Source organism: Leifsonia sp. NCR5, assembly GCF_002105485.1.
In the GTDB taxonomy this organism is placed as follows: domain Bacteria; phylum Actinomycetota; class Actinomycetes; order Actinomycetales; family Microbacteriaceae; genus Leifsonia.
Map to the genome: position 1 here is coordinate 43376 of NZ_NCSR01000004.1, position 23230 is coordinate 66605.

The 23230-nt window shown below is 67.4% G+C and carries 22 protein-coding genes and 1 tRNA gene; 6 read left to right on the forward strand and 17 right to left on the reverse strand.

Annotation, left to right across the window (positions count from 1 at the left end):
- Positions 1 to 40 precede the first annotated feature (40 nt).
- The 11 genes from B7438_RS04935 to rplU form a co-directional block, all read right to left on the reverse strand.
- A tRNA-Ala gene (locus tag B7438_RS04935) sits at positions 41 to 116 on the reverse strand.
- A 94-nt stretch (positions 117 to 210) separates the two neighbouring features.
- Positions 211 to 504 (reverse strand): zf-TFIIB domain-containing protein, encoded by a 294-nt coding sequence (locus B7438_RS04940; protein ID WP_085368450.1) that lies wholly within the window; start codon positions 502 to 504, stop codon positions 211 to 213.
- Between the two features lie 70 nt (positions 505 to 574).
- Entirely contained in the window at positions 575 to 952 is a 378-nt protein-coding gene (rsfS, locus tag B7438_RS04945; protein WP_085368451.1) for a ribosome silencing factor, read from the reverse strand.
- 52 nt (positions 953 to 1004) lie between these two features.
- Positions 1005 to 2390, reverse strand: coding sequence for a hypothetical protein (locus tag B7438_RS04950; RefSeq protein WP_143465626.1), 1386 nt, complete (start codon positions 2388 to 2390; stop codon positions 1005 to 1007).
- Positions 2387 to 2989: a nicotinate-nucleotide adenylyltransferase gene (nadD, locus tag B7438_RS04955; RefSeq protein WP_085368453.1), complete on the reverse strand. Its 603-nt coding sequence runs from the start codon at positions 2987 to 2989 to the stop codon at positions 2387 to 2389. The genes B7438_RS04950 and nadD overlap by 4 nt, the downstream gene beginning before the upstream one ends.
- Before the next feature lie 14 nt (positions 2990 to 3003).
- The gene (locus B7438_RS04960; protein ID WP_085368454.1) at positions 3004 to 3240 is read right to left on the reverse strand and encodes a hypothetical protein; all 237 of its coding nucleotides are present in this window, start codon (positions 3238 to 3240) and stop codon (positions 3004 to 3006) included.
- Between the two features lie 54 nt (positions 3241 to 3294).
- Positions 3295 to 4563, reverse strand: a complete 1269-nt coding sequence (locus B7438_RS04965; protein ID WP_085368455.1) for a glutamate-5-semialdehyde dehydrogenase — start codon at positions 4561 to 4563, stop codon at positions 3295 to 3297.
- A 9-nt stretch (positions 4564 to 4572) separates the two neighbouring features.
- On the reverse strand, positions 4573 to 5373 hold the full coding sequence (gene proB / locus B7438_RS04970) for a glutamate 5-kinase (protein WP_085368456.1): 801 nt from the start codon (positions 5371 to 5373) through the stop codon (positions 4573 to 4575).
- Positions 5370 to 6965, reverse strand: a complete 1596-nt coding sequence (obgE, locus tag B7438_RS04975; RefSeq protein WP_085368457.1) for a GTPase ObgE — start codon at positions 6963 to 6965, stop codon at positions 5370 to 5372. The genes proB and obgE overlap by 4 nt, the downstream gene beginning before the upstream one ends.
- A gap of 95 nt (positions 6966 to 7060) precedes the next feature.
- Complete coding sequence (gene rpmA / locus B7438_RS04980; protein ID WP_055893481.1) at positions 7061 to 7318, reverse strand: 50S ribosomal protein L27; 258 nt, start codon at positions 7316 to 7318, stop codon at positions 7061 to 7063.
- 32 nt (positions 7319 to 7350) lie between these two features.
- A complete protein-coding gene (gene rplU, locus B7438_RS04985) occupies positions 7351 to 7659 on the reverse strand; it encodes a 50S ribosomal protein L21 (RefSeq protein ID WP_055893478.1) in 309 nt (102 codons plus the stop codon).
- A 271-nt stretch (positions 7660 to 7930) separates the two neighbouring features.
- On the opposite strand from rplU, the gene B7438_RS04990 reads away from it, so the two are divergent.
- Positions 7931 to 8206 carry a DUF4031 domain-containing protein gene (locus B7438_RS04990; protein ID WP_085368458.1) on the forward strand — a complete coding sequence of 92 codons (276 nt, stop codon included), beginning with the start codon at positions 7931 to 7933 and terminating at the stop codon, positions 8204 to 8206.
- Between the two features lie 34 nt (positions 8207 to 8240).
- Here B7438_RS04990 and B7438_RS04995 read toward each other — a convergent pair whose 3' ends face one another.
- Complete coding sequence (locus tag B7438_RS04995) at positions 8241 to 11012, reverse strand: Rne/Rng family ribonuclease (protein WP_085368459.1); 2772 nt, start codon at positions 11010 to 11012, stop codon at positions 8241 to 8243.
- A 323-nt stretch (positions 11013 to 11335) separates the two neighbouring features.
- Between B7438_RS04995 and B7438_RS05000 the strand changes: the two genes are divergently transcribed.
- Positions 11336 to 11941, forward strand: a complete 606-nt coding sequence (locus B7438_RS05000; protein ID WP_247597385.1) for a vitamin K epoxide reductase family protein — start codon at positions 11336 to 11338, stop codon at positions 11939 to 11941.
- 77 nt (positions 11942 to 12018) lie between these two features.
- Here B7438_RS05000 and ndk read toward each other — a convergent pair whose 3' ends face one another.
- From ndk to ileS, 4 genes are read right to left on the reverse strand one after another with little or no spacing between them, the layout of a single operon-like run.
- The gene (gene ndk, locus B7438_RS05005) at positions 12019 to 12441 is read right to left on the reverse strand and encodes a nucleoside-diphosphate kinase (RefSeq protein WP_055893466.1); all 423 of its coding nucleotides are present in this window, start codon (positions 12439 to 12441) and stop codon (positions 12019 to 12021) included.
- On the reverse strand, positions 12438 to 12863 hold the full coding sequence (locus tag B7438_RS05010) for a DUF4233 domain-containing protein (RefSeq protein WP_085368461.1): 426 nt from the start codon (positions 12861 to 12863) through the stop codon (positions 12438 to 12440). Before B7438_RS05010 ends, ndk begins: the two co-directional genes overlap by 4 nt.
- The gene (locus tag B7438_RS05015; RefSeq protein WP_085368462.1) at positions 12842 to 14212 is read right to left on the reverse strand and encodes a folylpolyglutamate synthase/dihydrofolate synthase family protein; all 1371 of its coding nucleotides are present in this window, start codon (positions 14210 to 14212) and stop codon (positions 12842 to 12844) included. Before B7438_RS05015 ends, B7438_RS05010 begins: the two co-directional genes overlap by 22 nt.
- A complete protein-coding gene (gene ileS, locus B7438_RS05020; protein ID WP_085368463.1) occupies positions 14209 to 17538 on the reverse strand; it encodes an isoleucine--tRNA ligase in 3330 nt (1109 codons plus the stop codon). The genes B7438_RS05015 and ileS overlap by 4 nt, the downstream gene beginning before the upstream one ends.
- 409 nt (positions 17539 to 17947) lie before the next feature.
- Here ileS and B7438_RS05025 point away from each other — a divergent pair, with 409 nt between their 5' ends.
- The 3 genes from B7438_RS05025 to B7438_RS05035 are packed head-to-tail and all read left to right on the forward strand — an operon-like array spanning position 17948 to position 21139.
- Positions 17948 to 18241: a hypothetical protein gene (locus B7438_RS05025; RefSeq protein WP_085368464.1), complete on the forward strand. Its 294-nt coding sequence runs from the start codon at positions 17948 to 17950 to the stop codon at positions 18239 to 18241.
- Between the two features lie 34 nt (positions 18242 to 18275).
- Positions 18276 to 20468: a hypothetical protein gene (locus B7438_RS05030; protein ID WP_085368465.1), complete on the forward strand. Its 2193-nt coding sequence runs from the start codon at positions 18276 to 18278 to the stop codon at positions 20466 to 20468.
- Between the two features lie 8 nt (positions 20469 to 20476).
- A complete protein-coding gene (locus B7438_RS05035) occupies positions 20477 to 21139 on the forward strand; it encodes an ABC transporter ATP-binding protein (RefSeq protein ID WP_085368466.1) in 663 nt (220 codons plus the stop codon).
- Positions 21140 to 21147: 8 nt separating this feature from the next.
- On the opposite strand, the gene B7438_RS05040 is transcribed toward B7438_RS05035, so the two are convergent.
- A complete protein-coding gene (locus B7438_RS05040) occupies positions 21148 to 21777 on the reverse strand; it encodes a TetR/AcrR family transcriptional regulator (RefSeq protein WP_256921874.1) in 630 nt (209 codons plus the stop codon).
- Positions 21778 to 21855: 78 nt separating this feature from the next.
- On the opposite strand from B7438_RS05040, the gene B7438_RS05045 reads away from it, so the two are divergent.
- Positions 21856 to 23205, forward strand: a complete 1350-nt coding sequence (locus B7438_RS05045) for an MFS transporter (RefSeq protein ID WP_085368468.1) — start codon at positions 21856 to 21858, stop codon at positions 23203 to 23205.
- The last annotated feature ends 25 nt before the right edge of the window (positions 23206 to 23230 follow it).

A 23230-nucleotide genomic window follows, 5' to 3' on the forward strand; every position in this document is an offset into this window, starting at 1 on the left:
GGTCAGCCCCCGCGATTTCTCGCGGGGGCTGACCCTTCGGTGGTGGATCTGAGGGGACTCGAACCCCTGACCCCCTGCATGCCATGCAGGTGCGCTACCAGCTGCGCCACAGACCCAGACGCTGTTCCCGATCTCTCCGAAACAACTCGTTTAGCGTACTACATGATCCAGGTCTGGAAGAAACCAGCGCGACGCTCGGGCGTGCCGCGGTCAGTCGAAGCGTTCGCTGAGCCAGTTCTCGCGCTTCTTCTTGTACGGGTACTGCTGCTGCGCGTGGCCGGGCTGCTGCGACCCCTGCTGCGGAGCCTGCCCGTACTGCGGCTGCTGGCCGTACTGCTGCGCTCCGCCACCCGCTCCACCACCCGCCACCGGCTGCGCGCGGTCGATGATCTTGTCCAGCTCCCCGCGGTCGAGCCACACTCCGCGGCATTCGGGGCAGTAGTCGATTTCGATTCCACTGCGCTCGCTCATCACGAGGGTGGCGTTGTCTGTCGGGCATCTCATGCCGTCAGTCAATCAGCGCAGCATGAGAGAACTCTCACACACTGCGCAAAGAACGCCGAACCGGGATGCGCTACTCGGCGCCCTCGTGCACGGGCAGTTCGAGCGGGATGACCGGGCAGTCTTTCCAAAGGCGTTCGAGCGCATAGTACATGCGGTCTTCCTCGTGGAAGACGTGCACGACCAGGTCGCCGAAGTCGAGGAGGACCCAGCGGCCTTCCGCCTTGCCTTCGCGACGCAGGGTTTTGACACCCGCCTCGTTCAGCTGGTCTTCGATCTCACCGGCGATGGCGATGACGTTGCGCTCGACACGGCCGCTGACCAGCAGGAACGCGTCGGTGAGGGGCAGCGGGCCGGAGACGTCGAGCGCCACCAGGTCTTCGCCGGACTTGGAGTCCGCTGCCTTCGCTGCGAGCTGCAGGATCTGCTTGGCGTGCTCTGTCGCGGTCACGGTCGGGCCTCCGTCGTGGGGGCGGCGGGGTGGAACAGGGTGGAAAGGATGATCAGAACACCTTCAAGACGTAAGCGGAGATGAGGAGGCCGATGACACCGACGGCGAGCACGCCTGCAGTGACGATCAGCACGACGGGCAGTTTGCCGCCGCGCTTCTTCGGCGGGGCGATGACGCCGCGGGTCGACGTGTGCGAGCTGATGGCCCGGGATGCACGGATCGGCGCGACCTCGGACGTGTTGAACTCGTTCTCGTCGCCGTCGAGCAGGCGGTCGAGGTCGGAGGAATCGATCCTGTCCGGGTGGGCGCCCGTTGCACCGAGCCCGCGGGGCAGGTCGATCGAGCCGGTGACGAGGATCTCGCCGGTCGCGGTGAGCGGGCCGGTCGCGTCTGCGGTCGGCAGCACGGGCAGGATGAGCGCGTTCGTGGTGGTCGCCGAGCCGGACTGGCCGACGTTGCGCGAGATGATCTGGTCGAACGGCTGGTTCTTGTCGTCCAGTTCGGCCGCCGTCGACCAGTGACCGGTCGGCGGGGTGAACGGCTGGCGTTCCAGCGTGCTGTCGGCCTCGTCGGAGCGTGCGTCCGCATCGGAGCCGGACGACTTCTCGGCAGGCGCCGACGTCGGTGCGAGCAACGACGAGTCGGCAGTGGATGCGCTGACCGAAGCGGCCGGAGCAGCGGTGCCCTCCGGCGAGGAGGCGGGAGCGGACGACGCGGCGCTTGCTGCGCTGTCGGACGACGCCCCGAGCGGGGCGAACGGCCACGCGGTCGGCGACGACGACGCGACCTCCGGCTCGGCGGCCGGACGCGCGGGCGCCGGGTCGGCGGGCGGGGTGAACGTGACCGGGATGACCGCATCCGGCTGCCCGGCCTGCTGGTTGGCCTCCTGGGCCTGGAGCATTGCACGCAACTCGCGACGCGTCAGAGCACGCTCGGGGGTGGCTTGCGTGGCGGGCGGGGTGCCCTGCGACGCCGGCGTTGCGGGCGCGGGTGCTGAAGCCTCGGGCTTGACGACGGGGACGGGAACCGTCACCGGCTCCGGCTGGGACACGTCACTCGCCTGCTTGAACATGGTCGACGACTCCGGTGCATCCTGAGTGGTGGACGCAGCGGGCGCGGCCGGAAGATCGAAGGCGTTGCCGAACGTCGGCAGGTTCGGGCGCGACGGGGGCGTGACGCCCGGCTCCTCGAAGGCAGAGGCAGGGATCGCGGGCCGCTCGGCGGCCTCGTCCGTGCCTGCATCGCCCTGGGCATCGCGGTCGGCCTGGTCGGACGAGAACGTGTACGGCGTCGTCAAGGTCGGGATCTCGCCACCCGGCGTCGGCTGAGCCGTGCCAGCACGGCGGGACGCCTGGCCGGCAGCCTGCTGTTCCGCCGAGCGCTCGTTCTCGCGCGCCTGTCGCCGTGTCTGTGGCGGCGGGTCTTGCCACAAAGTCATGCCACACTCCGATACAGATGGTGTTTGGAGATGTACTGAACAACCCCGTCCGGCACCAAGTACCAGACCGGGAATCCCCTGCTCACCCGGGTCCGGCAGTCGGTTGACGAGATCGCCAAGGCCGGAACTTCCAACAAGCTTACGTCCTGGGTCGGCAATCCAGAAATACTCAAGTCATGTCCCGGACGACTCACAGCCACGAAGTGAGCGAGGTCCCAGAGCTCCTGCACATCCCGCCAGCTGAGGATCTGCGCGATGGCGTCCGCCCCCGTGATGAAGAAGAGTTCGGCGTCCGGCCGTGACTCGTGCAGGTCGCGCAGGGTGTCGATCGTGTAGGTCGGACCCTCGCGGTCGATGTCGACGCGGCTCACCGTGAAGCGCGGGTTGGAGGCCGTCGCGATCACCGTCATCAGATAGCGGTGCTCCCCCGGCGTCACTTCGCCCTTCTGCCACGGCTGGCCGGTCGGGACGAAGATGACCTCATCCAGATCGAACGACTGGGCGACCTCGCTGGCCGCGACCAGGTGCCCGTGATGGATGGGGTCGAACGTGCCGCCCATCACACCGATGCGCGTGCGACGCTTCTCCGTCAGCTGCATTCGTCAGGCAGTGGTCAGTGACCCTGGGTGGGGTGGCCGTCGCCGTGGTGCGTGGCGCCTGGCGCTCCTGCGTGGGATGCGGCACCGGGGCCGGCCTTGTGGCTGTGGCGGTTCGCCACGTCGCGGTACGACCAGATGACGAAACCGAGGACGGTGAAGATCACGATCGCGATCGCGCCGTACGCCCATGTCGGCATGGGGAGTTCAACGTGCGTTTCGGCCTCGGCCAGCAGCAGCGACAGGTGGGTCATCGAGTTTCTTCCTTTCCGGTGGCGCGAACGCCTGCGAACCAGTCTAGTGGCGCGTCACGCCCGGAACTGCCCTGACCCGCGGACGATCCACTTGGTGCTGGTCAGCTCCGGCAGGCCCATCGGCCCGCGCGCGTGCAGTTTCTGGGTGGAGATGCCGACCTCCGCCCCGAAGCCGAACTCGCCTCCGTCGGTGAACCGGGTGGAGGCGTTCACCATCACCACCGCGGAGTCCACCTCGGCCAGGAAGCGCTCCGCGTTGGCGAGGTCGTTCGTGATGATGGCCTCGGTGTGCTGGGTCGAGTACGTGCGGATGTGCTCGATCGCCTCGTCCAGGTCGTCGACGACCTTCACCGAGATGTCGAGGCTCATGTGCTCCGTCGCCCAGTCCTCTTCGGTGACGGGAACGGCGGACTCCGCGTAGCCGATGGAGCGCTCGTCCGCGTGGATGGTGACACCGGATGCGGTGAGCGCACCGAGCACGGGAGGCAGTAGCCGGTCGGCGGCGGAGCGCAGCACGAGCAGCGTCTCGACCGCGTTGCAGACGCTCGGCCGCTGCACCTTGGCGTTGCGCACGATGTCGACGGCCCAGTCCTCACGGGCGGACTCGTCCAGCACGATGTGCACGACGCCCGCGCCGGTCTCGATCACAGGGACCGTCGACTCGGTGACGACCGTGCGGATCAGGTCTGCGCTCCCCCGCGGGATGAGCACATCCACGTAGCCGCGCGCCTTCATCAGCTGGGTGGCGCCGTCGCGACCGAACTCGTCGATGGTCTGCACGGCGTCGGACGGCAGCCCGACGGAGGCGAACGCATCTTGGATCACCGCGACGAGCACGCGGTTGGTGGTGATCGCCGCGCTTCCGCCGCGCAGCACGGCGGCGTTGCCGCTCTTCAACGCGAGGGCCGCGATGTCGACCGTGACGTTCGGGCGCGCCTCGTAGATCGCGCCGACCACGCCGAACGGCACGCGCACCTGCGTGATCGACACGCCGTTCGGCAGCGTGCTCCCCCGCACGGCCTCGCCGACGGGGTCGGTCAGGCCGACGACCTCCAGCACCGCGTCCGCCAGCGCGCCGAGACGCGTCTCGGTCAGCGTGAGCCGGTCGAGCAGCCCTGTCGACAGCCCGTTCTCACGGCCGTTGGCCAGGTCGAGCTCGTTCGCCTCCAGGATGCGCGGAGCCTGCGACTGCAGACCGGCCGCGACCGCGCGGAGGGCGGCGTTCTTGGCGTCGGTGTTCGCCGTGGCGAGCACGCGCGACGCGCGCTTGGCAGCTGCGAGCTTCTCGACGAGCGAGAGCGATTCGGTGATGGTGTCGACCATGACTCAAGTTTAGGGCGCTGCGACCGCATCCCGCGCTGGGGCGAACCAGGTGCCGACCGCCTCGCCGCCGAGGGCCTGCGAGACGTTCGACGTGGCGGTCAGGATCACGGCCGTGCCGTTCTCCGCGGCCTGGCGCGCAGCGGACACCTTCGTCAGGGCGCCGCCTGTGCCGACGCCGGACAGTCCGGTCGAGCCGATCTCGACGCCCTCCAGGGCGTCGTCGTACTCGACGACGTCGATGCGCTCCGCGCCCGGCTCCTGCGGCGGCTTGGTGTAGAGCGCATCCACGTCGGACAGCAGCACGAGCAGGTCGGCCTCGACCAGCAGCGCGACGAGCGCGGCCAGCCGGTCGTTGTCGCCGAACCGGATCTCGTGCGTCGCCACGGTGTCGTTCTCGTTGACGATGGGCAGGATGCGCAGGTCGAGCAGCCGCTCCATCGCCCGCTTGGCGTTGATGCGGTGCGTCGGGGTCTCCATGTCACCGGCGGTCAGCAGCACCTGGCCGGCGACGATGTCGTACCGGTCGAGGCTGTCCTGATAGCGGTAGATGAGCACGTTCTGCCCGACGGCGGCGGCGGCCTGCTGCGTCGCCAGGTCGGTCGGGCGCTCCTGCAGCGCCAGATACGGGATGCCCGTGGCGATCGCACCGGACGACACCAGGATCACCTGGGTGCCGCGCCCGTGCGCTTCGGCGAGAGCATCGACCAACGGACCGATCTGCCCGGCGTTCTCCCCGCTGATGGAGGACGAACCCACCTTGACGACGACGCGTCGCGCGGTGGGGACCTGGCTGCGGTCGTCGATGGTCATTCCGAATCGGTCTCCCTGTTCTGGCCGCCCTGGCCGTTCTGCCCCTGCTCGCCCTCTGCGGGGGCGAGGTCTGCGACATCGTCTGCGTAGTCGTCGTCCTGCCAGAGGCCGGCCTCGCGCTCGCGCAGCAGCTCCGCGCGGGCCTCGGCCTTCGCATCCATTCTGTCGAAGTAGTCCTCGCGACGCTGGTTGCGGGTGGGGCGGGCGTTGCCGTCGAGGCGCACGTCCGTTCCGCGCGGCGACGTGATGAGCTCGGCCGTGGAGGTGAGGGTCGGCTCCCAGTCGAAGACCACGCCGTTGTCCCTACCAATGACCACAGTGGAACCGGAGACGGCTCCCGCCTTGAACAGGCGGTCCTCGACGCCGAGCTTCGCCAGCCGGTCGGCCAGGAAGCCGACGGCCTCGTCGTTCGAGAAGTCGGTCTGCGCGACCCAGCGCTCCGGCTTGGCGCCCAGGATGCGGTAGACGGGGCCGTCCGAGCCGCCCTCGACCTTGACGACGAACCCACCGTCGTCCACGGCCTGCGGGCGGATGACGATGCGCGGGCGCTCCGCCTCGGCCGCCGCCTGATCCGCACGTGCCTGCTCGACCACCTCGGCCAGGGCGAAGGACAGCTGACGCAGGCCCTCGTGGCTGACGGTCGAGATCTCGAACACGCGGTAGCCGCGCGCTTCCAGGTCGGGCCGGACGAACTCGGCCAGCTCGCGGCCCTCCGGCACGTCGATCTTGTTCAGGGCGATGAGCTGCGGGCGCTCCAGCAGCGGGGTCTGCCCCTCCGGCACGGGATACGCCCCGAGCTCGCCGAGGATCACGTCGAGGTCGCTCAGCGGGTCGCGGCCGGGCTCCAGCGTCGCGCAGTCGAGGACGTGCAGCAGGGCGCTGCAGCGCTCGACGTGGCGGAGGAACTCGAGCCCGAGGCCCTTGCCCTCGCTCGCGCCCTCGATCAGGCCTGGCACGTCGGCGACGGTGAAACGGGTGTCTCCCGCCTGCACGACACCGAGGTTGGGGTGCAGCGTGGTGAACGGGTAGTCGGCGATCTTCGGCTTCGCGGACGACAGGGCGGCGATCAGACTCGACTTGCCCGCCGACGGGTAGCCGACGAGCGCGATGTCGGCGACGGTCTTGAGTTCGAGGAGGACGTCGCCCTCCCAGCCCGGCGTGCCGAGCAGCGCGAAGCCGGGGGCCTTGCGCTTGGGGTTCGACAGGGCGGCGTTGCCGAGCCCGCCGATGCCGCCGGGAGCGACGACGTAGCGCATCCCCGGCTCGTTCATGTCGATCAGTTCGACGCCGGACGGGTCTTTGACCACGGTGCCGACGGGGACGGGGAGTTCGAGCTCTTCGCCGAGGTGGCCGCTGCGGTGGTCTCCCATGCCGAAGCCGCCGTTCTGCGAGGAGCGGTGCGGCGCGCGGTGGTAGGCGAGCAGGGTCGTGACCTGGGGGTCGGCCACGAGGACGATGTCGCCGCCGTTGCCTCCATTGCCGCCGTCCGGTCCTGCCAGCGGCTTGAACTTCTCCCGTCGGACGGAGACGCACCCGTTGCCGCCGTTGCCGGCGCGCAGGTGCAACGTCACGTGATCCACGAACGTTGCCATGGGGGTCCCTCGATTCCTGACTGTTCAGTCTGTAAATGGAGAAAGGGCGGGCCGAAGCCCGCCCATCCTCGAATGCTGGTGCGTGGTGCGGGGCTTTACGCCTCGGCGGCCACGATGTTGACGACCTTGCGGCCGCCCTTGTTGCCGAACTCGACCGAGCCGGCTGCGAGGGCGAACAGGGTGTCGTCGCCGCCACGTCCGACGTTCACGCCGGGGTGGAAGTGGGTGCCGCGCTGGCGGACGATGATCTCGCCCGCTCCGACGACCTGGCCACCGAAGCGCTTCACGCCGAGGCGCTGTGCGTTCGAGTCACGACCGTTGCGAGTGGAGCTCGCTCCCTTTTTGTGTGCCATCTGCTTCTTCTCCTAAGCCTGAGGTCGATCGGCTACTTGATGCCGGTGATCTTGACGCGCGTGAGGTCCTGACGGTGCCCCTGGCGCTTCTTGTAGCCGGTCTTGTTCTTGAACTTCTGGATCACGATCTTCGGGCCACGGAGGTCGTTGAGAACCTCAGCGGTGACCTTGACCTTCGCCAGCGAACCGGCGTCGGAGGTGATCTTGTCGCCGTCGACAAGCAGCACAGCAGCCAGCTCGACGTTGCCGTTCTTATCAGCCTTGATCCGGTCCATCGTCACGATGGTGCCGACCTCGACCTTTTCCTGCCGGCCTCCGGCGCGCACAACTGCGTAAACCACTTTTACGTACCTTTTCTTCGGGGAACAGCTCCCCTCGGCTCGATGAGCCGCGGACCTGGTCCTGTCTGTTTACTCTTCAGGAAGTTACTGGCGAGTCCGTCTTCGTCGCAGTGCGACGGAGCGGCTCTCAGAAAACCATGATGGTCGAGCGGGATACGCCCGACACACACCAACGGTCAACTTTACCCGACGACCCTTCTATCGTCAATTCAACGAGAGGGCTCCGGGGCCGATCGACGCCATCGACGGCGTCGGTTCCTATGATCATTGTATGACGGTCCTGATCGATCCCCCGGCATGGCCCGCCCACGGCATGTTGTGGTCGCACCTGGTGAGCGATTCCAGCCTCGACGAGCTGCACGCGTTCGCGGCCGCCAACGACATCGCGCGGCGCGCGTTCGACCTGGACCACTACGACGTGCCGGACAAGCGCTACGACGAGCTGGTGGCTGCGGGAGCCACCGCCGTGGACGGCAAGGAGCTGGTCATCCGGCTGCGCGCCAGCGGACTGCGAGTGAAGGCGCGGGATCGAGTGCGCAAGCACTGACCCCGCGCCTTCACTCGGTTCGGGATGCGGTGGGCTACTCGCCCTGCTCCGCCCGGGTGATCTCTGCCCGCGTGATCTGGGGCGCGGTGTCTCCACCGACGATCGCCGCCGTGCTCACCCTGCGGCTGCGTCCGCGGCCCTGACCGGGCTGCTTCGGCTGCGGAAGGGCGTCCAGCACGGAGTCGAGCAGCAGCTCGGCCTCCTTGGTGGGCGTGCGACGCGTCACAGGAGCCGCTGCGGGCTCAGGAAGCTCGATCAGGGGCACGGACGCGTCCGCACTCTCGCGGGCCGCTGCCGGGCGCTCAGCGGGCGCCTGCGGCTCGCGCTGCTGCTGCTCGCGCACCGGCGCCGTCTCGGCCTGCGGGGCGCTCTCCTGCGTCGCCGGCTGCTCAGTGGCTGCCTGCTCGGCCTCCGCCGCCTTGGCCCTGTCGCGCTTGCCGCTCTTCCTGCGGGACTTCTTCGGCGCATCCTGCTGCTGCTCCTGCTCGCCGGCGACGTGCTTGCCGTGCGCGGACTCCGCGGAGGCGGCAGGCGCGTCCACCGGCTGCTGGTGCTCGTCGTGCGGGTGGGCCAGTGTGCTCGCCGCGATCTGGGCCAGCGCGTTCTTGGCGTCGTCGGTGATCGCGTGGGTCACGCCGGTGGGGGTGCCACCGCCGTTACCGTTCGAGCCGCCGTTGCCGTTTCCGTTCGACGAGCCGTTGCCATTGCCGTTGCCGTTCGACGAGCCGTTGCCGCCGGACTGCTGACCGCCACGGCCGCGGCGGCGCTCGCTCTGCGGCTGCTGCTGCGGGGTCTGACGGTGCTTGACGACCGGGTCGTGGTGCACGATGACACCGCGGCCTGCGCAGGCCTCGCACGCCTCGCTGAACGTCTCGAGCAGGCCGAGGCCGAGCTTCTTCCTCGTCATCTGCACGAGGCCGAGCGAGGTGACCTCTGCCACCTGGTGCTTGGTGCGGTCGCGGCTCAGGCACTCGATCAGGCGGCGGAGCACGAGGTCGCGGTTGGACTCGAGCACCATGTCGATGAAGTCGACGACGATGATGCCGCCAACGTCGCGCAGGCGTAGCTGGCGGACGATCTCCTCGGCGGCTTCCAGGTTGTTCTTGGTGACGGTCTCTTCCAGGTTCCCGCCGGAGCCGACGAACTTGCCGGTGTTGACGTCGACGACCGTCATCGCCTCTGTGCGGTCGATCACGAGCGAGCCACCGGACGGCAGCCAGACCTTGCGGTCGAGCGCCTTCTCGATCTGCTCCGTGATGCGGAACTCGTCGAACGCATCCCGCTCGCCCGTGTACGCCTCGACGCGGTCGAGGAGGTCGGGGGCGACCTGACGGAGGTAGTTCTCGATGGTGCTCTGCGCATCCTGGCCGGCGATGATCAGCTTCTGGAAGTCCTCGTTGAAGACGTCCCTGACGATCTTGATCAGCAGGTCGGGCTCGCTGTGCAGGAGCGCGGGCGCCCCGACGGTCTCGACCTGCCTGCTGATGTCGGCCCACTGCGCAGTGAGGCGCGTGACGTCGAGCGTCAACTGCTCCTCAGTCGCACCCTCGGCGGCGGTGCGCACGATGACGCCGGTGTTCTCCGGCAGGACCTCTTTGAGGATCTTCTTCAGACGGGCACGCTCGGTGTCCGGAAGCTTGCGGCTGATCCCGTTCATCGAGCCGTTCGGCACGTAGACGAGGTAGCGGCCGGGCAGCGAGACCTGGCTGGTGAGGCGGGCGCCCTTGTGCCCGACGGGGTCCTTCGTGACCTGGACGAGCACGCGGTCGCCCGGCTTGAGCGCCAGCTCGATGCGGCGCGGCTGGTTGCCGGTCTCCGCGGCATCCCAGTCGACCTCGCCGGAGTACAGCACGGCATTGCGGCCACGGCCGATGTCGACGAACGCAGCCTCCATGCTGGGCAGCACGTTCTGCACGCGACCCAGGTAGACGTTGCCGATCAGCGACGCCTCCTGCGACTTGGCGACGTAGTGCTCGACGAGCACTTTGTCTTCGAGCACGCCGATCTGGATGCGGCCGCCCTTCTCGCGCACGATCATCTGGCGGTCGACGGACTCGCGGCGGGCGAGGAACTCGGCCTCGGTGATGACGGGACGGCGGCGGCCGGCGTCACGGCCGTCGCGGCGGCGCTGCTTCTTCGCCTCGAGACGGGTCGAGCCCTTGATGCGCTGCGGCTCGGTGATGAGCTCCGGCTCGCGCGGGGCGCGGACCTTGACGACCGTGTTGGCCGGGTCGTTCGACCCGGAGCGGTTCTCCTCGCCTGCGCGGCGGCGCGAACGGCGGCGGACCGTGCTCGGCTCGTCGTCGTCGTACTCGTCGTGTGGGAGCGGAGGCAGCGGCAGGATGTCCGGGGCCTGGAACAGCAGCGTCGTCGGCGGGAGGCCGGGCAGCGCCGTGTCCGCCTCGGCGGCGGGAGCATCCGGTGCGGCGGGAGCTGCGCCTGCGGCGTCGGCGCTGTCCGTCGCCGCGTCGGCGGGCTGGGCCGCGCCAGCATCCGGAGCCTGCTCCGTCGTCACGGCCGGTTGCCCGGCCGGGAACGGGCCGGAGCCGATGATGTCGTCGTGGCTGTCGTGGTTGTCGTGGATCTTCTCGTCCATGGGTGTTCTCTCCTGGACGGCGGGCGCGGTCGAGGCATGCCCGGCCACCGTCGGCGCGGAGGACGCAATGGCCTCACGCGAATCGTTCGCAGGCACGGCGGAGGCGCTCTTCTTGGCGCTCTTCCTGGAACCGAAGAGGCGCGATCGCTTCCTGGGCCCCGCTTCCGATCCGTTGTTCTGCGTGTTGTCAGTATTTTCGTTTTCCACCATCGCTGGTGCACTCCTCGACCAGCCGCGGTCTCCCGCGCGCCGGGTACTTTCATAAGGGCAGCAGACGCGTTGCGCCTGCGACCGCCAATCCTTCACGCGTGCGGTCGGCTCGTGGCGCGGTCCGCAGACGATCTCGTTTCTTTACGTTCGTTGTCGGTCGGCCACCTCGGCCGGCCGTTCGGGCGTCGCAACGCCCATAAGCCTTCGCTGGCGTCTCTCCGGCACACGCCGCAGAAACCAGTTGCAACGATTATCGCATGACCGCACCAGGAACGCGGCTGCCTCTCAGGTCGACACGCGATCGGTCATGCCATAATCCGACTGTGTCCACCACTACAGCCGAGCGCCGCCCGACCGTACTCGCCATCTTCCTGATCGTCGCCGGGGCCATCGGCCTCTGGGCTGCTTTCATGCTCACGATGGACAAGTTCCACCTTCTCGAGAACCCGGATGCGCAGCTGTCGTGCAACTTCAGCCTGCTCGTCGGGTGCACGAAGAACCTCAACTCCTGGCAGGGGTCGCTGTTCGGCTTCCCCAACCCGCTGCTCGGCCTGATCGGCTGGACCGCGACCATCGCGGTGGGCGTCGGGGTGCTCGCCGGGGCGCGCTTCGCCAAGTGGTTCTGGATGCTCTTCAACCTCGGCGTGATCGGCGCGATGGCCCTGGTCATCTTCCTCATCACGCAGTCGATCACCGTGCTCAACGTGCTCTGCCCGTGGTGCATGGTCACCTGGCTGGTCACCATCCCGACCTTCTGGGCCGTGACGCTCTACAACCTCAAATCGGGCAACATCCCCATCCCGGAGTCCGGGCGTGTCTTCTTCGGCAAGCTCTACTCCTGGGTGCCCCTGATCACGGTGATCTCCTACGCGATCGTCGCGATCCTCGCCCAGATCCAGCTCGACTGGATCAACAACGTCTTCGTCTAGCCCCCATAAATTCGAGTCCGAACTTATTCACGGTGACACTCGGCGTGTCGCGTGAACAAGTTCGGACTCGATGGGTTTCAGGCGAACCAGAGGGCGAGCTCGCGCGCGGCGGACTCGGGCGAGTCGGAGCCGTGCACGAGGTTCTGCTGCACCTTGAGGCCCCAGTCGCGGGCGAAGTCGCCGCGGATGGTGCCCGGCGCGGCCGTGGTCGGGTCAGTGGTGCCGGCGAGCGAGCGGAAGCCCTCGATCACGCGGTTGCCCGCGAGGCGGATCGCGACGATGGGGCCGGACTCCATGAACTCGACAAGCGGCTCGTAGAACGGCTTGCCCTCGTGCTCCGCGTAGTGCGCGGCGAGCAGGTCGCGGTCGGCCTGCAGCATCCGGATGTCGACGAGCGAGTAGCCCTTCGCCTCGATGCGGCGCAGGATCTCGCCCGTGAGGTTGCGAGCGACGCCGTCCGGCTTGACGAGCACCAGGGTCTCTTCGACGGGGGTGGTCATGGATTCTCCGTTCCGTTTGCGGCCGCGTGCGCGGCCTTCTTGTTGCGGTCGATGCGGGCGCCCGCGATCATGCAGTACGCCCACATGGCCGTGAAGATGGCGCCGACGATGAAGAAGGCGGGGACGAGGAAGCCCGCCGCCACGACGACGAGCTGGACGAACCAGCCGAGCACGATGCCCACCGGGGAGCGCAGCGTGCCGATGGCGACGATCATCAGGACGACGAGCGCCGCTCCCCCGCCGAGCGCGACGCCGGCGGGCAGCGAGCCGAGGCCGAACAGCACCAGGGCGCCGAGGAAGACGACGATCAGCTCGAAGCCGAGCACGATCGAGCCGAGCAGTTCCCTGACCGTGCGCTCCCGGCGCGGCCGTGCGGCCTTCGCGGGCTTCTCCGCGTCGCTCACGAGCTGGTCGGCTTCCACTCGCCGGCCTCCGCGATGGCCATCGCGTCGCCGACGAGCACGATCGAGCCTGTGACGACCACGGCGCGCTTCGGCTCCTCCGCCGCCCACTCTCGGGCAGCATCCAGCGCCTCCTCGAGGTCGCCGTAGACGATGGTCGCCTCGTCGCCGACCTCGTCGAGCACGATCTCGCCCAGCTCGTCGGCCGGAAGCGCGCGATCGGAGCGCGGCTCCGTCACGTAGAACTGGGTGGCGACCGGGGCGAGCGCGCGCACGATGCCGCGCGCATCCTTGTCGGCGAGCGAGCCGAATACGAAGGTCAGCTCGTCGAAGTCGAAGTAGCGGCGCATCGCATCCGCGAGGGTCTGAGCGCCCGCCGGGTTGTGGGCGGCGTCCACCAGCACGGTCGGGTCGACGCCGATCAACTGCAGGCGTCCCGGCGAGGTCGCCGTGGCGAAGCCCTCCTCCAGGAGGTCGGCCTTGAGCGGCTGCGTGCCCCGGCCGAGGAACGTCTCGACGGCGGCGACAGCGACGGCGGCGTTCTGCGCCTGGTGGTCGCCGTACAGCGGGAGGAACAGCTCGTCGTACGTGGCGGCAAGGCCCCGGATGCTCACCAGCTGCCCGCCGACGGCCACCGAGGTGGATGCCACGTCGAACGCTCCGGGCTGCACGGCGATGGTGGACTCGGTGAGCCCGGCCGCGGTGGTCAGCTCGGCCAGCGCATCCGGTGTCTGGGCGGAGCTCACCACGTCGGCGGCGGGCTTGATGATGCCGGACTTGGTGCGCGCGATCTCCGCGACGGTGTCGCCGAGCGCCTTGGTGTGGTCGAGCGAGATCGGGGTGAACACCGCCACCTGGCCGTCGCCGACGTTGGTGGAGTCCCACTCGCCGCCCATGCCGACCTCGATCACGGCCACGTCGACCGGCGCGTCGGCGAACGCGGCGTATGCGAGCACGGTCAGCGCCTCGAAGAACGTGAGCGGCGCCTGGCCTTTCTCCGCGAGCTCGCCGTCGACGATCTCGATGTACGGCTGCACATCCTCCCAGTTGCGCACGAGCGCTTCGTCGGAGATCGGCTGGCCGTCGATCACGATGCGCTCGTTGAAGCGCACCAGGTGCGGACTGGTCAGCAGGCCCGTCCGCAGGCCGTACGCACGCAGGATGCTCTCGGTGATGCGGCTCGTCGACGTCTTGCCGTTCGTCCCCGTGATGTGGACGATCGGATACGCGCGCTGGGGGTCGCCCAGCAGTTCGACGGCGCGCCGGGTGGCATCCAGCCTGCGCTCGGGCGCACCCTCGCCGATGCGCGCGAGCAGCGCCTGGTAGACGGCGTCCGCCTGGTCGCGGAACTCCTCGGAATCGTCGCTCACTCTGCCTCCTCGATCCTGGTCACGCCGACCGTGAACTCCCCCGCGTTGGCGAACTGGCCGGCGGAGAAGGTCTTCTCGAACGCCGCCTCCGCCGCAGCGAACTCGACGACGAGCGCCAGTGTCTCCGTCGCGATGTCGACGTCTCCGGCGAGGCCGAGCGCAGCCACATCGTCTCCGTGTGCGAACGCCAGGTTCAACCGGATGCGGTCGCTCACGTCGAGTCCTGCCGCCTTGCGGGTGTCCTGCACCGCGCGGATGATGTCGCGCGCCAGGCCCTCGGCCTGCAGCTCCGGCGTGGTCACCGTGTCGAGCAGCACGAAGCCGCCGCCCGGCAGCAGCGCCAGCGCCGACGTGGACTCGCCGTCCGCCTGCGCCGTCTCGAGCACCAGCTCGTATTCGCCGTCGGCCAGTTCGACGCCACCCGCCGTCACGACGCCGTCGGTCTCCGACCAGTCGCCGGCGCGGGCGGCTTGGATGACCTGCTGCACCTGCTTGCCGAGCCGCGGACCGGCGGCGCGCGCGTTCACGGTCAGCTTGCTCGTGATCCCGTAGCTGGCTGCGCTGTCGTCGTGCAGCTCGACCAGCTCGACCGCCTTGACGTTGAGCTCGTCGCGCAGGATGCCCTCGAACGGGCGCAGCGCATCCGCGTTCTCGGCGACGACGGTCAGCGAGGCGAGCGGCAGCCGGACGCGGAGCCCGGCCTGCTTGCGCAGCGACAGCGTGGTGGAGCTGATGCTCCTGATGCGGTCCATCGCATCCACCAGCGCGTCGTCCGCGGGGAACTCTGCGGCGTCCGGCCAGTCGGTCAGGTGCACGCTCCGCTCGCCGGTGAGGCCGCGCCAGATCCGCTCGGTGACGAGCGGCAGCAGCGGGGCGGCCACGCGGGCGACCGTTTCGAGCACCGTGTAGAGGGTGTCGAACGCCTCGGTGCCGTTGCCCTCCGCATCCACGCCCTGCCAGAAACGGTCGCGCGAACGCCGCACGTACCAGTTGGTGAGAATGTCGGCGAAGTCGCGCAGCTTAGCGGCCGCGAGGGTGCTGTCGAGCGCTTCGAGGTCGGCCGTGACGTCCTCGACGAGGTCGCGCGTCTTGGCCAGCAGGTAGCGGTCGAGCACGTCCGTGGAGTCGGTGCGGCGCTTCGCCTCGTATCCGGTGGCGTTCGCGTACAGGGAGAAGAAGTACCAGGTGCTCCACAGCGGGAGCAGCACCTGGCGGACACCCTCCCGGATGCCCTCCTCCGTCACGATCAGGTTGCCGCCGCGAAGCACAGGGCTCGCCATCAGGAACCAGCGCATCGCGTCGGAGCCGTCGCGGTCGAACACCTCGTTGACGTCCGGGTAGTTGCGCAGCGACTTCGACATCTTCTGCCCGTCGCTGCCGAGCACGATGCCGTGGCTGATCACGTTCTTGAACGCCGGGCGGTCGAACAGGGCGGTCGACAGCGTGTGCAGCATGTAGAACCAGCCGCGGGTCTGCCCGATGTACTCCACGATGAAGTCGGCCGGGTTGTGCCCGTCGAACCACTCGCGGTTCTCGAACGGGTAGTGCACCTGGGCGAACGGCATCGAACCGGAGTCGAACCAGACGTCGAGCACGTCCGGGATGCGGCGCATGGTCGAGCGGCCGGTCGGGTCGTCCGGGTTCGGGCGGGTGAGGTCGTCGATGAACGGCCGGTGCAGGTCGGGCTCCCCCGCCGCGTTCGTCGGGATGGTGCCGAAGTCGGCCTCCAGCTCGGCCAGCGAGCCGTACACGTCGATGCGCGGGTATGCGGGGTCGTCGCTCTTCCAGACCGGGATCGGCGAACCGAAGTAGCGGTTGCGCGAGATCGACCAGTCGCGGGCGTTGCCCACCCACTTGCCGAACTGGCCGTCCTTCACGTTCTCCGGCACCCAGTTGATCTGCTGGTTGAGCTCGCCCATCCGGTCGCGGAAGTCGGTGACGCGGACGAACCAGCTCGACACCGCCTTGTAGATCAGCGGGTTGCGGCAGCGCCAGCAGTGCGGGTACGAGTGCTCGTAGCTCGCCTGGCGGAGCAGCCTGCCGTTCTCGCGCAGCAGCGTGGTGAGCGGCTTGTTCGCCTCGAACACCTGCAGGCCTGCCACGTCTTCGATCACGGGCAGGAAACGCGCTCCGTCGTCCACCGAGATGATCACGGGGATGCCGGCCGCCTCGCAGACGCGCTGGTCGTCCTCGCCGTATGCCGGCGCCTGGTGCACGATGCCGGTGCCGTCCTCGGTGGTGACGTAGTCGTCGACCAGGATGCGCCACGCGTTCTGGGTGCCGTACTCCTCGACGTCGGCGTAGTAGTCCCACAGCCGGTCGTATGTGACGCCCTCGAGCTCTGCGCCACGGACGCGACGGGTGATCGCGGCCAGCGCATCCGCCGCCGTCTCGTAGCCGAGGTCTTTCGCGTAGTTGCCGACCAGCTCGGTGGCGAGCAGGTATTCGCCGCTCAGCACCTCGTCGTCGGGGGTGCCGTGCGCGTCGGCAGCGCCGTTCGGACCGGCGGGCACGACCGCGTACTCGATGTCAGGGCCGACGACCAGCGCGAGGTTGGTCGGCAGGGTCCACGGGGTGGTCGTCCAGGCCAGGGCACGCACGCCGGTGAGGCCGAGCGCCTCCGCCTTCGCCCCGGTGAGCGGGAAGGTGACCGTGACGGTCTGGTCCTGACGCATCTTGTAGACGTCGTCGTCCATCCGCAGTTCGTGGTTGGACAGCGGGGTCTGGTCGCGCCAGCAGTACGGCAGCACGCGGTAGCCCTCGTAGGCGAGGCCCTTCTCGTGCAGCTGTTTGAACGCCCAGATCACCGACTCCATGAAGGTGACGTCGAGAGTCTTGTAGTCGTTGTCGAAGTCCACCCAGCGCGCCTGGCGGGTGACGTACTCCTGCCATTCGCGGGTGTAGTGCAGCACCGAGTCCTTGGCGGCCTGGTTGAAGGCCGCGATGCCCATCTCCTCGATCTGGCTCTTGTCGGTGAGCCCCAGCTGCCGCTCGGCCTCCAGCTCGGCGGGCAGGCCGTGGGTGTCCCAGCCGAACCGGCGCTCGACCTTCTTGCCGCGCATCGTCTGGAAGCGCGGGAAGACGTCCTTGGCGTAGCCGGTGAGCAGGTGGCCGTAGTGCGGCAGGCCGTTGGCGAAGGGAGGGCCGTCGTAGAAGACCCACTCCGGCGCATCCTGCCGGTTGTCGATGGATGCGCGGAAGGTGCCGTCCTCTTTCCAGAACGCGAGGACCTCTGTCTCGATCTCCGGGAAGCTCGGGCTCGGGCTGACGCCCGCCTGCTCGGCGTCGCGCGCCGACGATTCGTCCGGTGACTTGGGGTACGGCATCTCACTCCTGGCAGGTCGTTCGTCTGCACGAGGACGCCGGACGCTCGAAACGTCCGCCGCGGTACCACCCCGCTTGCCGCATCCACTCACGGTGTGGACGCGACCGCTCTTCGTTGGCTGTGACGGGCCAGACCCGTTCGGTTCTACTGGGCGCGCCTCGCGGTGCGCTGTTCTTCCGAAGACTCGCCGGTGATCGCCGGGTCGATGTCTGTACGCACGATTCTAGCTCGTTTACGAGCGGATTTCGGGCACTTCGCCCAGCCAACTGGCGGTCGGATGCGCACGGTCGTCGATGAGGAGGCCACAGTTCCGCGCGATTGCATTGAAACGCATTTGATTTCAGCACCGCCATGCTTCTATTCTGCATATCAGGTGTCACCGTCGACTCCGAAAGAACAAGGAACGAGTTATGAAATCAGTCAAAAAGGCCCTTGCCGCCACGATCCTTTCCGCCGCATTCATCGTGGGCGGAGCAGGCGTGGCGCAGGCTGCCACCGTGTACTACAAGGGCAGCGCAATCTCGTGGGACTACGGTCGCGCCTGGGGCGTTTACAGTCAGTCCGATGTCCAGTCAGGTTCGTACGAACACCACTCGACCGCCAATACCACGGCCTCCGGCTGGAAGAAGCCCGGAGTCGTGGCTAGCGCCTCCCAGTACGTAGGCACTGGAACGGCCACCGCGTACTGGAACGCGCGAGGCTAATCACCCTCCGATAGATCGGTCGGCGGTGACACCCATGTCCTTCTCGTCGAAGGTGTTGTGCTCGCTCCTCGTCATCCTGATCGGGTGCCTGGGAAGTGTCCTTCTCGTGTTCAGTCAGGGCGCGGCGCTCAAGCAAGATCTTGACCACTACCCCGGTGCATCCACCACCGTTCACCTGGCCGGTATTCCGGAGGAGCGTTCGGATCGCATCCTCGCGGTTCTCAGCGCGTTCGCGGAGACAGACGGACGATCGATCGTTCGAATCGACGATCAGTTGTCAAACGTCGACGGAGGTTTGACCGGTGTGCGGATCGGTCTGGTGGCAGACCCGGTCAACCTTTCGTCTGCGCTCCCTCTCCATTTCCTCGGCACTGCACTCTTCGGGGCTGGCGAGCTCCGCGATCTACTCACCGGCGATCGTGCCCGATCGATCGGTCTCGACGCCAACGAGTCGGACGTCATCCATAAGATTCCGGAGCTGGCTTTCGCTCCCCGTATCGCCGCAGTCCAGCTGTCGCGCCTCGTTGAGACGTCAGGAACCATCAACGGGGCATACCGCATAGCCGGCGCGAACGAAGCCCAAATCGACGACCTACTCGCTTCGCTCGAACCCCTCACCAATAAGTCCGCCCAAACGATGCAGACGGAACTCCGCGGCAAGCAGACTGACGCCGGGCTCGCTGCATTCATTCTGTTGGGCTTCCTCCTTGCGGCGTCACTTCTGCTGCTCTTCCTCCTCGTCTTCGAGGCAATACGGTCCTCACGTGCGCTCGGGGTACACCTTCTGCTCGGACGGACGACCAGCGGATTCGTCCTCTCACTTTTCAGGCCAGTCCTGTTCTCGTGTGGGTTCGCAGCTGTCGCGTCTTCAGCCCTCGTCCTCGTGCTGATGCCGGGTTATGCGCTCAGCCCTGCTCTCGCGTTCACCGCCGTAAGCTCCGCTGCTGCTGGGACGGCGGTGACCCTGATGTGCATTGCCGTCGCAGCTGCCGGGCCACTATCGATCAAGCCCGTGGATGCGATTCTCGGGCGCTACTCGAAAAAGATTCTTCTCGTGACCATATCCGGCTTCTATCTGTTCTCGGTCGCCGGATTCTCGGTGGCGTTCTTCGCGCTCGATGGACCGATGAAGGAAGTTGGCGCACTCACGGATGTCGGGCGTTCGTGGGCAGATATCGAAGATCAGCAGATCCTTTATCGCGAGGCCCCCGGCAATGATCAGGCAAGCTTCACCGGTCAGTCCAGCAAGCACGCACGCGATATTTACGAGTGGTACAGGTCCATTTCCGACGAGCCAGGCGTCAGCCTCGTTAGCACAGAACACTACGATCGGAGGGTGCTCGACCAGTGGCACGGTATCTACAGTTCCGTGCCTGAGAAGCCGTTCTGGTACATGGCCGCTTCGCCGAGCTATCTCGCCTCGCAGGGATTCACTCTCGCCGACGACCTCGTCCATCGTGCGTCGCGCGGAGAACGCACTTACCTCATTCCCGGCTCATGGACAGCACGAACGAAGCAAGCCATGCACGAATGGCTTACCGAAGATAGTCGTATTGACTATGAAGCGTCGATCGAGACGAGCTACCTGAAGAGCCCAGCCGTGAGCTTCGTGGAGTATTCCCCGAGAACACCTCTGTTCATGTGGAATGTCGATCCGACGCTGGCTCAGAGAGTCGTCGACCCCGTAATCCTCATTCTCACGCCCGAGAACATGATTCCCTTCGAAAGTGAAAGCCTTGCAGCCGTCGGGCTGGAGAACAGCTACGTGAAACTGACCGCGGCGGCAGCGCAGAACTTCACCAGCCCGTCCTACCTAGACCGGTTCAGCCTCGCGGACAACAAGCCCGAGTTCCTCCCCGTGAGCAGTTTCATCGCAGGCCTCAAGAAGACGATTCACGATTTCCTCGCATTGTTCGCAACCGTTGCCGTCTTCCTTTGTGTGTTCTGCCTCATATTGCTGGTGACGCTGATGAAGCTCTTCTCAACGACGTATCGCGAATCGCTGGCGGTCAAGCGCATGCTCGGCCACTCATTGAGCCGCCTCTTCGCCTCAACGATCATCGTGGTCGGCGCGGCCGGCGCTCTTGCCGTTGGATCGGCGATACTCGCGCAATCCACCAGCGCTCTTCTCGCGAACATCGTGATGCTCACCATTCAAGTGCTGATGATCGCGCTCCTCGGCAGAAGGTATTCGCAGCTGCAGATCAGCTCGACTCTCAAGGAATAGGATCCCCCGTGAAGCCCTTGCTCACCATCGAAAATCTTACGAAGACCTACGGCTCTCGTACCGTTCTGGACAACATCACGCTTGACGTGGCGAACGGTGATTCGATCGCCATCATGGGACGATCCGGCAGCGGGAAGTCCACGCTCTTGAACATCATCGGGCTTCTCGAGCAGCAAACCTCGGGCACGATGACCTTCCGCGGAACGACACTCCCACGAATCAATAGATCGGCGGCGACTGCCCTTCGCCGCGACCACATCAACTATCTGTTCCAGTCCTTCGCGTTGATCAATTCGTCGTCGGCGATCGAGAACATCCTCATCGGGCTCCATAGCGTCAAGCTACGCCGCGCAGTCAAGGAGAAGCAGATCATGGAGTTGCTTGGGCACCTTGGGCTGCACGGCGTTGCCCGCGACAAAGTGATGACTCTCTCCGGTGGCGAGCGCCAGCGAGTGGCGCTAGCGCGCTGCCTGCTGAAACCTGGCGAGCTCATTCTCGCGGACGAACCGACGGGAGCGCTGGACGATGCCCTGGCCGAAATTGCGGTCACGGAGATGCTCAGCCTTCAGCGGGACTACGGAAAGACGCTCATCGTCGTCACCCACGACCGCCGAGTCGCCGACCGGTGTGATCGGATCCTCGAGCTCGACTCGGGATCGCTCACTGCGTGATCGGCTGATCAGTCCAAGCCGGGCACTTCGCCCAGCGCGGACGCGTACCCGGCGCAGACCGGCCCGACCGCGGCCACGATCACCGGCGCGAGCGGACCGCGACGCACGCCGCTGCGCGCCCAGACCGCCGCGGCAGCACCCGCCGCCCCGATCACGGAGGTGGCGATGGCGCGCGGGAGGAGCGCATCCTGCCTGTCGCCCAGCCGCGCGGCGACGAAGGCGCTCAGCTGGCGCACCAGCGCGAGGAAGCGCGGGAGGGCCGACGCCTCCAGCTCGCCGTCCGTGCCCATCAGTTCGTACTGCGTCACGGCGAGCGGGAGGCGGGCAGGGCCGAACTCGTTCGCGAGGGCGGTCACCGCATCCAGCACGGCGGTCATCGGAGGAGCGCTCGGGTCGGCGGCGGCCAGCACCCTGTCGAACCCGCGCAGGCTCTCGTCCACCTCCAGCCAGAGCAGGTCGCTCTTGGAGCCGAAGTAGTTGAAGAAGGTGGCCCTGCTCACCCCTGCTCGGCGCGCGATGTCGTCGACGGTGGTGCCGTCGTAGGTCTTCTCGAGGAACAGCTCACCGGCGGCCTCCGCGAGCATCCGGCGACTGGATGCGCGGGGGCGCCCGGAGCGGGAATGGTCTGCCTGTGCCACGCGTTACCTCCTCACGCCTATTATTGGACCCGGTCCACATATTAACGGACCACTGCAGCCCGCCAGACAAGGAACCCCGTGACCTCCCCCAACGCGACAGCACCAGACACCATCGTCCGCAGCGACACCGACCGTCCGGGCATCACCCCCGGCACCGCCCGCAGGGTGACCATCGCCTCGTTCGTCGGCACATCGCTCGAATCGTACGACTTCTATCTGTTCGCGTACTTCAGCGCGTTCTTCGTCGGCCCGCTGTTCTTCCAGCCGCTCGGCGTCTTCGGCGGAGTGCTCGCCGGGTTCCTCACCATCGCGGCCGGGTTCGTCATCCGGCCCATCGGCGCCATCGTCTTCGGCCACCTCGGCGACAGGATCGGTCGCCGCCCCACGCTGCTCATCACCATCCTGATGATGGGCATCGGCACCGGCCTCGTCGGCGTGCTGCCGACGTACGCGGTCGCGGGCTGGTTCGGCGCCATCGCCCTGGTGCTGCTGCGCCTCGTGCAGGGCCTGTCGCTCGGCGGGGAGTGGGGAGGCTCGATCCTGCTCGCGACCGAGTACGCCAACCCGAAGCGGCGCGGCTTCTACGCCGCCCTCCCCCAGCTCGGCTCCCCCGTCGGGTCGATCCTGAGCGCCGTGGTGTTCATCCTGATGTCGACGCTGCTCAGCCCGGAAGACATCGCGGCGTGGGGCTGGCGCATCCCGTTCCTCACGGCCATCCCGCTGCTGCTCGTCTCGCTCTACCTGCGCTGGTCGATCGACGAGACCCCGGTGTTCAAGCAGCTGCTGGAGACCGGCAAGCGCGACAGGTTCCCCGTGCTGCAGGTGTTCCGCAAGGCGCCGACCGGGTTCGTGATCGCCATCGGCGCCGCGATCCTCGGCATCGGCTCGTACTCGCTGATGAACACGTACATGGTCGACTACGGCACGGCCGTGCTGAAGTTCAGCTTCTCCGACCTGCTCATCGCCACCACCATCGGCGGACTGCTGCAGCTGGTGACCATCCCGCTGTTCGGCGTCTGGGCGACCAGGATCGGCTCGGCGCGCGTCGTCGCCATCGGCGCGATCGGCACGCTCGTGATCGCCTTCCCGATGTACTTCCTGCTGCAGTACGCGACCTTCCCCATCCTGGTCGGCAGCATGATCGTCGGCGGCATCCTTCCGACGCTGTCGTGGGCAGGGCTCGGCGGGCTGATGTCCGACCTGTTCCCGAGCGACGTGCGATACAGCGGCCTCTCCGTCGCGTACAGCATCGCCGCCCTTCTCACGGCGTTCGTGCCCGCGCTGACGCTGCTGCTCGGCAACGCGACGGGAAACGCCTGGTGGCACCCGGGGATCGTGCTCGGCATCATGAGCGTGATTACCCTCGTCGCCGCCCTGTTCGCCGCCCGCCGCAGGCCGATCATCGACGAGGTCGTCACTCCCGAGTGACGCTCAGGTACCCTGGAGGGACTGC